Raw genomic sequence first — 12,802 nt, 5'->3', positions numbered from 1 at the left:
CAAGGTGCGGGGAGAAACTTTCTAAAAATAGTAAATAAAAGTACTTTTCTTTATCTCAGTATGTTAAAATATTTGCTCGACGCAAGAGCAGTTGATGGTTAATAGATGATAGTTGTTGGAGAAATCCATCAACCGACAACCAAAAACCAACAACTAACAACCTTAAGGTGGTTATTGCGGCGGGGCTCACCTCTTCCCATCCCGAACAGAGTAGTTAAGCCCGCCTGCGCAGATGGTACTGCAGTTATGTGGGAGAGTATGTCGTCGCCTTTCTTTAGAGATCCTCATCATTTATTTGATGAGGATTTTTTGTTTTATATAAATTTCTTAAGTAAAATAGCTGGTTTACCGCAAAGGGCGCAAAGTTTTTTTGTTATAGATCACGCTCATTAAACGCAAAGTTCGCAAAGTTTTATCAATATAGCTTGGCGAACTTTGCGTTTATATAAAACCTTACGAATAAAAAAAACTTTGCGTCCTTTGAGGTTAAAATAATTAGTCAATGCAAAATATTTTATGTTTCTGCGCAGGTTTTTGTGTTGATCCAAAGTACGCTAAGAGCTATTTTCTGTATTTAAATGTGTCTGGATATTTAAAGTTAGCAAAGCTGGACCGGATATATTTTTGAGGCTTCTTGAAAAAAACTTCTGATGTATTTTGAATTGCGTTAGGGATGGAAGCGATATCCTTTTGTGATAAACCAGACTTCTTCTGTTTTTCTAAAGCCACTATCACAAAAGATTTAGCGGACAGCCCGACCTGGAGGGGAACGCCCATAAAGAGTAAAATGCTTTTCTTATCGAAAGCTATACTTTAATGTTGATTTTTGAATCGTTTTAAGTCTTATTTTGAATTCTAAGAGCTCTTATTTGTTCTTTAGGTAATTTTAAAGTGCTTTAATCTATTATTTTTATCTTTTGGGGTTGTTAATTAATTTCTAGCATTAATCTCAATGTTCTTTAAGCGTTTTTTTCTATAATCGTAATATAATACTTTTTTTAGTTGATATAACCATTGTAGTTATGGTTCATTTTAATTTTATTGGGATTTATGGACTAAAATAGCGTCGTAAACTTGATGTTTTTGATTTTTGGTTAAAAAAAATTACTTTTCATAACTAATATCAGATGCTTAATCTTAAGTATGTCTTGGAAGTCTTTATATTAAACAAGTAAATTTTTGTAGTTATTATGGTACAAAGCAATAATAACGCTAGAATCTATTGATTTCTTTTTAAAAGATGTGAACTTCTAAGTTGTATCTAGTCCTAAATTCTAATCTTTAAGAGACTGCTTTTTGAGTGTTTTCTCTCAAACTATTTTGTGTGATTGATAGAAAAAAGATATATTTGAGGCCAATTAATGGGAAAATATTGGATTTTTATATTATCTAGATAGCCTTTTGAGCTTTATTTAGAATCTCGATATTGCTAAGTAATGAAATTAGTTTCTTCTTTTAAATGGAAATGAAGGACAGATCTTCCTTTTGTGAGGAGTAAGTTCAGATAGTCTTTAGTATCTAACTTAATAATAAGTTTACGATATTGATAAAAGAATTTTGAATCTGATTCGGATTGGAAATGCAATTAAAGATTCAATATTTTTTGAATACTATATTTTTATCTGTTTCAATCTTGAGAAGTGTTTAAAAAGATAGGCTAATTTTGATTTATATTACGCTCTAATGATTGAAGCCATTGAGAATGTTTAACTAGAGCACATATGTTTATGTACGAAAAAACTTTATTTAAATTTTAAGCTTCCTCAAAAAGTTACAATTTTAATCGAAATTTAAAATTTTAACAGTTTGGAATTTATTTAAAATCAGTCGATTAAAAATTTATTGATTTTTATTGCTAAAAACCCTTGTATAATCCAACTTCTGTTGTATTTTTGCACTCACAATAACGCAAGTAGGTTTGGTAGTTCAGTTGGTTAGAATACATGCCTGTCACGCATGGGGTCGCGGGTTCGAGTCCCGTCCAGACCGCAATATTGGAAGAAGCCTTTCTTAACGGAAAGGCTTTTTTGTTTTTATGATTTAAGGTTTAACCGCAAAGTTCACTAAGATTTACGCAAGGTTCGCAAAGTTTTAATTTAGCTTTGCGAACTTTGTGTTTTTACCTTGTGCTCTTTGCGGTTAAATCTGTAGAATCCAGCATTGGAATTTGGAATTTTTAAAATATTGGATTTTAATTTCCTTACATTTATATCACAAGAAAGATATTTAATTACTTCAATGGAACATTCTGGTCAGAAACTAGATAGATATTACATCAAAAAAGTAGATGCTGATAAAAAAAGTATTTATTGTCACCACGATTTAATGGGTGAATTGTTTGTGCCTACACATAAGCATGAAAAAGCTCAATTGTTATATGCCGAAGGTGATGTGGTTTTTGTAACCACAGAAACGAAAACGTACTTTTTGCCGGCAAGACATTTCATTTGGATTCCGAGTGGTGTTGCGCACAGTATCGAGCCGAAATCGGAAAGTGTGACAATGCGAAATTTATATTTTCCGGTTGAAAAAGATGAAGATGTTTTTTATAAAAGTGAAGGTATTTATCCGGTCAATAATTTGTTGTTGCAGATGATGCTTTTTACAAATAGATGGAATGGTGATCTTAAGAAAGGAAGCTCGAATTTCGCTATTGCGAAGGCGATTAAGGCAATATTACCTCAAATTTGCCTTACCAACTTACCTTTAGAATTACCACAGCCAAAAGACCCGCGTTTGAGTAAAATTTTGCGACATATTGAGAATAATCTGGGTGAAACAATTTTGTTTGCAGATGTTGCACATCAATTTGGATATAGCGAACGCTCTTTGTATCGTTTGTTTCAGAAAGATCTCCAAATGTCATTCATTCAATATTACACTATTAGAAGAATTCTAAAGGCGATAGAGCTTCTGCTTGACAGAAAACTTTCGGTCAAAGAAGTTGCTCTGGAAGTAGGATATAGTAGTGTACCGACATTCAGTAATACTTTCTATAAATTCCTTGGACAAAGACCTTCCGATTACTTAAATGGAGAAGATATCTTGAGGACAAAATAGAAAATTATTTGCCCACGGATTTTACTGATTTAAGCAGATTTCTACGGGTTTCTTTTATGTTAATCTGCAAAATCAGTTTTGATCTTTTTAAATCTGCGTGAAACCCCAATTTATATGATCTTTTACAACGTATTGTTTTTTAGTGTTTTAAGATAACGTTTTCGAAAAATAAAGTTTTAACATTTGTCCGAAATGAATATGTTATTGACTTTTTAGAATTATCAGTCATCAGAAAAATGCAGGAACTTTGCAGTATAAAATTATTTAAATATTCATGTTCCTTAAAACAACAAATTCTACAGAAGATTGTTTTCTCAAAATCGTGTTGATATTTCTAATTGTATTAACATTTAATGGTTTACAGGCTCAGGAGATTCATTCGGTTTCGTTAAATGAAGCGGTGAAATTGGCCAAAGAAAACAATAAAAAGATCCTTAGATCTCAATTAGAGACTACGCTTTCAGAACAAAACATCAAAGAAAGAAAAGAACTCCGCTTGCCGGATATCGAATTAAACGGAGAATATTCCAGAATTACGAATATTACGGAATTCAAAGGAAGTGGCTTCCTAAATGGCAAGGAAGTAACGAAGGCAATTCCTGAAATCTATCAGGTCAATTCGACTTTTAAAATGCCAATTTATGCGGGTAATAAGATTAACAACGCTATTAAAATTGCAAATCAGGAAAACGAAATTGCCAAAATAAAAACCGAAAAGACTCAAAATGATATCGAGCTTGAAGTTGTAGCAAATTATCTGGCTATTTATAAAATGATGGAACTTCAAAAGATATTCGAAGAAAATATTAAAGAAGAAAAAAGCCGATTAAAAGAAGTACAATCGCTCCAGAAACACGGAACGGTAACTAAAAATGAAGTCATTAGAGCCGAATTACAGCTTTCGGATCGTGAATTAAGTGCGTTGACAAATTCCAAAAACATAAAAATTGCACTTCACGATCTGAAAACTTTAATTCAGATTCCAGAAAGTGAAGAAATCGCAATTGATACGACAGCAAATATCGATGAAATGAAAGGTTTAGATCCTTATGATTTTTACTTGGGAAAAGCTTTTCAGAACGAAGAAATGAGAATTGCAAGTCAGGAATTAAACATCAAAAAAACAGAAATGAAGTTGGTTAAAGCGAATTATTTGCCAACGGTAAACTTTTTTGGGAACTACGGTTTTTATTATCCAAACTATAAATTCTTTCCGCCAAATCCGTATTTGTACACTTTAGGGCAAGTTGGAATTGAAGCGCACTTTGACCTTTCGGCATTATATAAAAATAAAGTAAAAGTAGATCAGGCGAACACAAAAATCGAATGGCAAAAAATGCAAGCTGAAATTACAAAAGAGGAGATTCAGGATAAGCTTTTTAAAGAGCATACGCAATATCAGGAAATCCTGGAGAAGTTTGTGGTTGTTGATAAAGCTTTGGATTTGGCAAACGAAAATTACCGAATCGTAAAACTAAAATACTTAAATCAATTGGTTTTGATAACCGAAATGGTTGATGCCGATAATGCTTTATTACAGGCAAAATACAATAAGATTTCGACTCGACTGGATGCGATTCTAAAACATTACGAATTGTTGCATACTGCGGGGATAATGCCGGATCAGATTTAGATTTTAGGCTTTTAGAGGCAAGATATTAGAAGAAAGAGAATAGAGTAAAGAATATAGATTTTCAGTTCCTGAGGTACAATTTATATTGTAGCGTCGTCCCGACGCTTCGGGATTAATCCCGTGGAGAATTAGAAAAAATTGAATAAAGAAAATAGATATAAAGTTTATGGTCAAGATAAAAAATGAAACTAGAAGAAACAGAACGTTTCATATATTAATAACAATTATAGCTTGCGTATTAGTGGCAAGCGGAATCATTTTAGGTATTTGGTTTTATGTGTCTAATAGAAACCACGAAGAAACCAATGATGCTCAGGTGGAACAATATGTAACGCCAATTATGTCGAGAATTACGGGTTATGTACAAGAAGTTCGTTTTGATGAAAATCAGTTTGTGCACAAAGGAGATACTTTGGTTGTAATCGATAATCGAGAATATAAATCAAAGTTGAATGTGGCTCTTGCCGATGTTCAAAACGCGAAACAAAGTAGTGTTGTGGCCGAAAGAAATGTAGCAACAACAGCAAGTTCAACTGCAATTGGAGAATCTCAATTGGCTGCAGCCAAAACTAATCTTTGGAAAACAAAATTAGAATACGACAGATACAAAGCTTTGGTTAAAGATGAAGCTGCAACTTCTCAACAATTAGAAAAAGTAAAGGCAGATTACGAATCGGCGCAAGCACATTTACAGGAAATGCGAGACAGAATTCAATCTTCAAATTTGAGCACTTCTCAAGCTGAGGCAAGTGTTCCAACAACGCAAACAAATATTGCTTCAAAACAAGCTGTGGCAGACAATGCAGCGCTGTTTCTTTCGTACACGATAATCACGGCGCCTTATGACGGTTGGGTTGGCAAAAGAACTTTACAACCAGGACAAATGGTAAAAGAAGGACAATCGTTACTTTCGATAGTAAGTAAAGAAAAATGGATTACGGCAAATTTTAAAGAAACGCAATTGCAATATTTAACGGTTGGTCAACACGTAAAAATTCAGGCAGATGCGTTGAACGGCAAAGAATTTACAGGAATCATAACCTCGTTATCTCCTGCAAGTGGCGCGAGATTTTCGTTATTGCCGCCGGATAATGCAACAGGAAACTTTGTGAAAATTGAACAAAGAATTCCGGTTAGAATTCAATTGAAAGACACTGATAAACACGCTGATTTTTTAAGAGCCGGAATGAACATAACAGTTATTGCCGAACACCAATAAAATGGAAGATAAGAGTATTTTTAAATCCTGGGTTCCCAAATGGGCAATCATTATTATTTTGTTTGTCTGTTTGTTGCATTCCATGATTTTACTGGGAGTTTATACTTCAAACGTGACTTATGCAGCAAGTTTTCTGGATATTGAGCCCGAAGATTTGCAGTTTGCAATGTGCGTAACTTACGGAACTTTACTGGCAACGATTTTGATCGAAAGTAGATTTTCGAGTTTTTTTCCAGCAAAAAATTATCTGATGGCGGTTTATTCCTTAATCGGAATTACGATTATTTCATCGGCGTATATTACCAATTTTTATCTTTTTTTATTGCTGAGAGTTGCCGAAGGAATCTTGATGGCGCTTCCGGTAATCACGATCAGACAATTATTAATTGAACAGTTTCATTCTAAAAACGCCATTATAATTGGTTTCTCCTTTTATTATGGATCGTTATTATTGTCGACGCCGTTTATTATGAATATTGCCGTTTGGTTTCTGGATCATTACGATTGGAAATACATGTTGTATGTTTCGGGCGGACTACAGGTTTTGAATGTCTTTTTGATTTTGGTGACTTTTCGCGGACATAGAATCACAAAGAAAATTCCGTTGTATCAAATCGACTGGATTAGTTATATTTTGGTTTTAACGGCGATTCTTTGCGGTGCATACTTTTTTGTTTATGCCGAAAAAAAATATTGGTTCGAGTCTTCTCACATGATTTTAATGTTGATGATTGCTTTGATAACCGGAGGTTTATTCATCTTTAAAGAACGTTTGGTCAAAAGACCTACTTTTGATTTTGAAGTTTTTAAATATGCCAATCTGCGAATAGGATTTTTGTTGTTCTTTCTTTTTTATATTAGTAGAGCAACATTGAGTCTTTGTCATTCGGCGATGTTTTCAATCTGGAATTGGGATCCGTCACGAGTTGCGGGCGTACAATATATTAACGGATTAGGAAATGTAATTGGATTGATTTTAGCCGCTTTTTTTCTGATGAAATCCGTTTCCACGAAAATCATTTTCATCATTGGTTTTTCACTAATTGCACTTTTTCATTTCTGGTTTACTTTTCTTTTTGTGCCAGATATTGCATTGTCGGATATTATCATTCCGTATGTTTTACAAGGAATTGGCGTTGGATTTTTATTCGTGCCTTTAATATTATTTACCACATCATCTGTTCCGGCAAAAATGGCGGTTTCTTCGGGAATTGTTGGGGTTTCGGGACGTTTTTGGGGAAGCACAATTGGGTTTTGTGTGATGCAGAATGCAATGGTTTTTTTGAATAAAAAGCACTTTCTGAAACTTAGCCAATTCGTAACCGGCGATAATCCCGAAGCACAACAAACAATCGCTTCAACAGCGCAGAGTTTTATGGCAAAAGGATATTCGGCAGATAATGCGAATACTTTGGCGCTCAAAAAACTTTTCGGAACCATAACTAAACAATCAACTTTATTGGCCGATATGGAGATTTATACCATTGTAGGTTATGGTCTTGTGGTTTTGATTATCCTTATTGCGTGTAATCAGCATTTGAGACAAACAATGACTTTGGTTAAGAGTAAGATTTGGATTGGGTAACGGTTTTTGTTTCAGGTTTCAGGCTTAAAGTTTTGCCTCATTTTATGTCATTTCGACGAAGGAGAAATCTCCGTAAGTAACTCCGCAACGAGAGTCCAATCTTTGTAGAGCTTCTTGTGGAGATTTCTCCTTCGTCGAAATGACAAACAGTACGCTTAATTGTTGTTGTTAACGACACTTATCAGTATCTTGCAACCGGTTAAAAAAACAAAATATAATGAAACAGCAATGTGTTATTTTTGATATGGATGGAGTGATTTCTCACACGAATCCGCATCATGTGAAGGCTTTCGAGGTGTTTTTCGATAAATATCAAATTCCTTACACCAACGAAGAATTTGAAGAACATATGTACGGAAAACACAATAGTTACATCATGTCGCATTTCTTTAAACGTCCAATTGTGGGAGAAGAACTGACGAAACTCGAAGACGAAAAAGAAGCAATGTTTAGAGAGATTTATAAAGATAAAGTCGATACGATTCCACATTATTTGGAGTTTTTAAGCGAGTTGAAATCCCGAGGATTCAAAACAGCTGTTGCAACATCGGCGCCACGTGCTAATCTTGATTTGATTATAAATGCATTGAAAATCGCAGATAAAATGGATTCTATGATGTCAAGCGAAGATGTAACACTTCATAAACCAAATCCCGAGGTATATCTAAAATCTGCAGATCGTGTTGGAGTTTCTCCGTCGGATTGTGTGGTTTTCGAAGATTCTTTTTCGGGTGTTACCGCAGGACTAAATGCTGGAATGAAAGTTGTTGGCGTATTAAGTACACATACAAAAGAATATTTGCCTCCGTGTAGTTTTTATATCAACGATTACAGCGAAATTAATGTCGATAAAGTAATTGAGTTATTAAGAAGTTAATGGCGCGGTTTCAAACCATATAAGTAATATAAGTTCATTTAAATAAAATGAGCATAATTTGAAAAACCTTCAGTTTTGACTGGAGGTTTTTTTTATGTTTTAAAGGAAAGGCTTTAACAGAAATTTAAAATTATCTATTCTTTATCTTCAAAAAGACTTCGTTTCTAAACCAATTTTCATCTTCTGGAGTTTCAAAAACTCGTTTTGGAAAGTAATAACATTGACCTTTTGAAATGTATAAAAGATAGAGATCTTTTAATTCAAATACTTTTATAAAATTCTGTACATTCACTGTGCTTTCAGAAATAGTTTCTATATGCGAAATGATTCTATCTGGAAAAATTTCATGTTGCATTTCTCTGAAAAAATTGATGTTTTCTTTTGAATTTGCAAATCTCCAATATTGAAATAATGTAATTAGTGGATATAGAAAACCAAAGATAATTACAAAAACATCAGAAGAATCTTTGTTGTCTTTGCAAAGAATTGCAACAGAAAGAAACAACATAAAAGCATATAGCCACCATCTTCTTTTTAATAAAACTCTAATAATATAGGAGAAATATTCTTTTTTGGTAAGTTGGAATTTTTTGGTTTTAATCATTGTTGGTTAGTAGAAAATGGATTTAAGTTTTTTATTTTAAAGCAAAATCAAACAATTCTTTAGGTTCGACATGTAAAGCATTGGCAATTTTCACAAGAGTTTTTACAGTAGTATTTACTTTTGCTCTTTCTATTCTTGCTACTTGGGATTTTGGAATGCCTGAGTCATTAGCTAAGTCTTGTTGGGACATATTTTTCTTTTCACGCATTTGTCTGATGTGAATCCCAAGATTTGCAATAAAAGTTTCTTCTGAAATATCCATATTTCAAAAGTCACAAGATTTATTTTTCATTTGGGCTCATATATGAGCTCAAAAGTATTATATTTGAAGGATCTAAAAAATAAGACAATGACTACAGAAAGCCTTTCGAAAGAAACTGAAATTAGGTTAATAGATTTTTTTAATAAAACTGTAGATGCAAAAGATCTGGCAAAGACAATACGACGTCTAAATTATCTAATTGCTTTAGGAGTAATGAGAAAAGATGAAACTCTAAAATTAGAAATTGTCAAGATAGAAGAGGGGTTTTATTGGCTAAATGAATTTGCAGAAATTTTAGATCCTTATTTGGAGGTTGATTCGAAATAAAGATTGCGTTAAACCCGACAGGTTTTTAAAACCTGTCGGGTTTAGAATTATATTGTGGTTACATCGTGTTCAAGGGATTGATCCCGAAGCTTCGGGACCTTGCTACAAAATAGATCATTCCTTTGGAATTTTATGTAGCGTTCCGGAGGAACAAAATATATTGTAGGGATGGATTTTAATCCATTCTAGGTAATAATGATCGACAATCTTGTTATTCTATTATTTCCTTTCCTGTATACGTAAAATGTTCTACCCTATCTTCTGTTGAAATTTGAAAATTAATTTTATTATTTTGTAGAATGAAATTTTCTCTAATTTCTATACTCCCAATATGACGAGAAGTGCTTGGTAAAATAGCAATTCTTTCTGTATTAATAGTAAAAGGGGTATTTTTTATTGTTACTTCTCTATCAATTGTATTAGAAAAATGTTTTTGAAATTCACCAGAGAAATATGGATCACTTATATTTTTAGCAGTTTCATCATTACCGCTCACAAAACAATCTAAGTATTTAATAACCTTATTTCCTGAATTATAAACCCATATATCGATTTTGATTTTAGGGGGTAACGGTGGCCATTTTTCAAGTATTTTTTTATTAGGAGTTGTTTCAAAATAAATTTCAAATTTAGTTTGCGTGGTTCTATTTATAATATCTTTAATTTCCCAATCATCCATGGGTATAGATTGGAAGTTGTAACGGCGATAGTATCGCTTATCTTTCATTTGATGAGCCGTAGTGCTTTTCGGAATTTCTACAACGTAGATTACCAAATTATCTTTAATATTGGCAGTCTGAATAGGTGTTATTATTACGCCGTGGATTTTTGGAGAGATTGTACTGTTGATGATTTGTTCGAGCCATTCTTTTGAATATTCATTGCCATCAATTGGTTGAATTTTTTCTGGAAGATGATTTTTATCCAGTTCATCGTACTCTTTAATCCCATAAATTATTATTCCGCCGTCAGAATTGGCAAAGGCGCTTACATCTTTTGAAATCTCATTCTTTTTTTCACTGGCTTTCGAAATGGAATCAGACCCTTTATAATCTAAATGAATATTTTCTTCAACTCCATCAGATATATACTGCTTAATTTTATCTAAATTCCACATTTTTAATTAGATGATTTAATTATGATTGGCTTTTTTATTGAGTCTTGCTGGTTTAAAGCAGAGTTTTTATTTAAAAGTATAATTATATGGTCAACTTTTTTGTCAATTTTTTTTACTGAATCGTTATTGTTTTTTAAGGTAAAATATGCTACAAATCCAGTGGTTAAAGATGCGATGACTGCGGTAAAAATTGGTATTAAAAAATTATTCTTTTGTAATCTTGCAATTTGTTTATCATGAAGAGAAATAGCTTGATCAATTATTTTCTGTGTTTGATCAATTGTTAAAGGAGGGCGTTTATCATTAGAATCTGGTTTAACTAGTGATCTAAATAACAAAACAATACTATCTCCAGCTACATTGAATTTGAAAAACTCGGGATGTTCCTTTGCTATTTCTGACCAGTTTTTTGCAGATTTTGGCTTGCCATTTAGGGTTTTCTCTAGTCCATCATCTTTTCGGAAAGAGTAATTATCATCGTTACCCAAAACAGAAATTAATCTTATGACATCTGAAAGTCTATTGTTTTTTAAATATTCGTAACTAGAAAATAGTGTCATTTATTTTTTAAATTTTAGTTAATAATCGGTTTTTTTCAAAAATAAAAATAGAAAACGAAGATTTAGAATTGTAGTAAATTGTTTATCAACAACTTTAACAACAAAAAAAATGTAGTAAAAATAAAAAAAGCTTCTGAGTAATCAGAAGCTTTTCAGTATAGATAGTAAGACTCGAATCTACCCGTATTGTGGCATCAAATCCTAGATTTGGCAAAGACACTATACTGATATAAATTATACCATTGCTTCATAATTGTCATTTCTCACCATAAATTATAAGCGCATCTCCATCTATTATTACATTTCCTTCAGGATATCTTTCGTTGATCAAAGTGAAAACTGCGTGTTTTATTTTTTCTTTCATGGCATCATTTGCATAGCTGAGAGCGGCAACAAATGGAGCTGCAATTTCGGTCATCATGTTCCAGTAAACCTCGGCTGTTCTGCAGTTTAATTTGCCAATTACTTCTTTTTCAGAAATGTGTTTAAAACCAGCCTGACTAAAAATATCCATCATAAAACCAGGTCTTGAGCAACGAAACATTCCAGGAGCTTCGGGCGCAGGCGGAGGTAATTCCATGTTTCTGTTAATGGTTCCGCCAATGGCAGTTACCCAGAAATTTTTCTCTGGCACACTCCAAACTGCGATCGCAATTTTTCCGCCAGGTTTTAAAACCCGAAACATTTCCTGAGCAGCCAAGAGCATATCGGGGAAAAACATAAAACCCATTCGGCAACTAATAGCATCGAATGTGTTGTCAGCAAAAGGAAGTTCGCTTACATCGCAGGCATGAAATTCAACATTTGGAATTTCTTTTTTGATAGCATTTTCGCGCGCAATCGTAAGCATATCGTATGCAAGGTCTGTAATAATTACTTTTCCGCCCGAAAGCATAGACGCAATACTCAATCCAGGTTCACCGGTTCCTGCAGCAACATCCAGAATTACCTCTGAACCTTTCGGATTTATGAGGGCAATAATTTCATCTGCAAAAGGTCGCATAAAGTCTAGAATCTCAAAATCCCATTTTTTCCAACCTGGAGAAAATTTATTCCAAGCTGCTTTTTGCTGTTCACGAATTTCTTGAAGTTTTGGTTCCATTTGGTTTGTTTTTAAATGAAAGATCTAATTTGAATAAGCAGCATCATTAAAGTAATAACCACTAACTTTTATAACCGAAACAAAATTTTGGAAATCGGTCTCCATGTAGTTAAATAGGTGAAGATGTTGTAGTGTTTTGAGCTTATCAAAGTTAAGGAAGAAATCTTAAAAATAGTAATTATTTTAAGTGTATTTATTTGATTTTCACCTAATTAAGTTGTTTTTGTTTCCAAAAAGACGTGAAATAAAACTCAGAAGTATGGAAAAACAAAAAAGCTTCTGATTTCTCAGAAGCTTTTTCAGTGCGGATAATAGGACTCGAACCTACACGCCTTGCGGCACCAGATCCTAAGTCTGGCATGTCTACCAATTTCACCATATCCGCTCAATTGTGGGTGCAAAGATAAACATAACTTCTAGATTTCAAAACATTTTTTGAAAAAAAATATTAATTCT

The 12,802-nt window shown here is 33.1% G+C and carries 11 protein-coding genes, 2 tRNA genes and 1 rRNA gene; 8 read left to right on the top strand and 6 right to left on the bottom strand.

Features of this window, described 5'->3' with window-relative positions; all coding sequences use genetic code 11:
* The first annotated feature begins 163 nt into the window (after positions 1–163).
* From rrf to C8C83_RS07195, 7 genes are all read left to right on the top strand, one after another.
* Positions 164–273 (top strand): 5S ribosomal RNA (rrf, locus tag C8C83_RS07225).
* 1,642 nt (positions 274–1,915) lie between these two features.
* Positions 1,916–1,989: transfer RNA gene (locus tag C8C83_RS07220), tRNA-Asp, on the top strand.
* Between the two features lie 249 nt (positions 1,990–2,238).
* Positions 2,239–3,060 carry an AraC family transcriptional regulator gene (locus C8C83_RS07215; protein ID WP_121329985.1) on the top strand — a complete coding sequence of 274 codons (822 nt, stop codon included), beginning with the start codon at positions 2,239–2,241 and terminating at the stop codon, positions 3,058–3,060.
* Positions 3,061–3,382: 322 nt separating this feature from the next.
* On the top strand, positions 3,383–4,693 hold the full coding sequence (locus tag C8C83_RS07210) for a TolC family protein (protein ID WP_233566024.1): 1,311 nt from the start codon (positions 3,383–3,385) through the stop codon (positions 4,691–4,693).
* 166 nt (positions 4,694–4,859) lie between these two features.
* Entirely contained in the window at positions 4,860–5,912 is a 1,053-nt protein-coding gene (locus tag C8C83_RS07205) for an HlyD family secretion protein (protein ID WP_121327392.1), read from the top strand.
* Position 5,913: 1 nt separating this feature from the next.
* On the top strand, positions 5,914–7,497 hold the full coding sequence (locus C8C83_RS07200) for an MFS transporter (protein WP_121327390.1): 1,584 nt from the start codon (positions 5,914–5,916) through the stop codon (positions 7,495–7,497).
* Between the two features lie 217 nt (positions 7,498–7,714).
* Positions 7,715–8,374, top strand: a complete 660-nt coding sequence (locus C8C83_RS07195) for an HAD family phosphatase (RefSeq protein WP_121327388.1) — start codon at positions 7,715–7,717, stop codon at positions 8,372–8,374.
* A gap of 130 nt (positions 8,375–8,504) precedes the next feature.
* Here the strand turns inward: C8C83_RS07195 and C8C83_RS07190 are convergent, their stop codons facing one another.
* Positions 8,505–8,978 carry a YcxB family protein gene (locus tag C8C83_RS07190; RefSeq protein ID WP_121327386.1) on the bottom strand — a complete coding sequence of 158 codons (474 nt, stop codon included), beginning with the start codon at positions 8,976–8,978 and terminating at the stop codon, positions 8,505–8,507.
* Between the two features lie 31 nt (positions 8,979–9,009).
* Positions 9,010–9,240 (bottom strand): helix-turn-helix transcriptional regulator, encoded by a 231-nt coding sequence (locus C8C83_RS07185; RefSeq protein WP_121327384.1) that lies wholly within the window; start codon positions 9,238–9,240, stop codon positions 9,010–9,012.
* An 87-nt stretch (positions 9,241–9,327) separates the two neighbouring features.
* Here C8C83_RS07185 and C8C83_RS07180 point away from each other — a divergent pair, with 87 nt between their 5' ends.
* Positions 9,328–9,567 carry a hypothetical protein gene (locus C8C83_RS07180; protein ID WP_121327382.1) on the top strand — a complete coding sequence of 80 codons (240 nt, stop codon included), beginning with the start codon at positions 9,328–9,330 and terminating at the stop codon, positions 9,565–9,567.
* A 211-nt stretch (positions 9,568–9,778) separates the two neighbouring features.
* On the opposite strand, the gene C8C83_RS07175 is transcribed toward C8C83_RS07180, so the two are convergent.
* The 4 genes from C8C83_RS07175 to C8C83_RS07160 all read right to left on the bottom strand — a co-directional run bounded on the left by C8C83_RS07175 (position 9,779) and on the right by C8C83_RS07160 (position 12,731).
* Positions 9,779–10,684 carry an ATP-binding protein gene (locus C8C83_RS07175; RefSeq protein ID WP_121327378.1) on the bottom strand — a complete coding sequence of 302 codons (906 nt, stop codon included), beginning with the start codon at positions 10,682–10,684 and terminating at the stop codon, positions 9,779–9,781.
* 2 nt (positions 10,685–10,686) lie between these two features.
* Complete coding sequence (locus C8C83_RS07170; RefSeq protein WP_121327376.1) at positions 10,687–11,244, bottom strand: hypothetical protein; 558 nt, start codon at positions 11,242–11,244, stop codon at positions 10,687–10,689.
* A gap of 256 nt (positions 11,245–11,500) precedes the next feature.
* Positions 11,501–12,346 (bottom strand): class I SAM-dependent methyltransferase, encoded by an 846-nt coding sequence (locus C8C83_RS07165; protein WP_121327374.1) that lies wholly within the window; start codon positions 12,344–12,346, stop codon positions 11,501–11,503.
* A 303-nt stretch (positions 12,347–12,649) separates the two neighbouring features.
* Positions 12,650–12,731, bottom strand: a tRNA-Leu gene (locus C8C83_RS07160).
* Positions 12,732–12,802 lie beyond the last annotated feature (71 nt).

Source organism: Flavobacterium sp. 90 (assembly GCF_004339525.1).
Classification (GTDB): Bacteria; Bacteroidota; Bacteroidia; order Flavobacteriales; family Flavobacteriaceae; genus Flavobacterium.
Note: the sequence above shows the minus strand (reverse complement) of the source record. Positions and strands in the feature narration are given on the sequence as shown.

Bases quoted from the DNA above. Each gene is read 5' to 3' on its own strand.
- C8C83_RS07215 (WP_121329985.1), top strand. From the start codon at position 2,239: ATGGAACATTCTGGTCAGAAACTAGATAGATATTACATCAAAAAAGTA.
- C8C83_RS07205 (WP_121327392.1), top strand. From the start codon at position 4,860: ATGGTCAAGATAAAAAATGAAACTAGAAGAAACAGAACGTTTCATATA.
- C8C83_RS07200 (WP_121327390.1), top strand. From the start codon at position 5,914: ATGGAAGATAAGAGTATTTTTAAATCCTGGGTTCCCAAATGGGCAATC.
- C8C83_RS07195 (WP_121327388.1), top strand. From the start codon at position 7,715: ATGAAACAGCAATGTGTTATTTTTGATATGGATGGAGTGATTTCTCAC.
- C8C83_RS07190 (WP_121327386.1), bottom strand. From the start codon at position 8,978: ATGATTAAAACCAAAAAATTCCAACTTACCAAAAAAGAATATTTCTCC.
- C8C83_RS07185 (WP_121327384.1), bottom strand. From the start codon at position 9,240: ATGGATATTTCAGAAGAAACTTTTATTGCAAATCTTGGGATTCACATC.
- C8C83_RS07180 (WP_121327382.1), top strand. From the start codon at position 9,328: ATGACTACAGAAAGCCTTTCGAAAGAAACTGAAATTAGGTTAATAGAT.
- C8C83_RS07175 (WP_121327378.1), bottom strand. From the start codon at position 10,684: ATGTGGAATTTAGATAAAATTAAGCAGTATATATCTGATGGAGTTGAA.
- C8C83_RS07170 (WP_121327376.1), bottom strand. From the start codon at position 11,244: ATGACACTATTTTCTAGTTACGAATATTTAAAAAACAATAGACTTTCA.
- C8C83_RS07165 (WP_121327374.1), bottom strand. From the start codon at position 12,346: ATGGAACCAAAACTTCAAGAAATTCGTGAACAGCAAAAAGCAGCTTGG.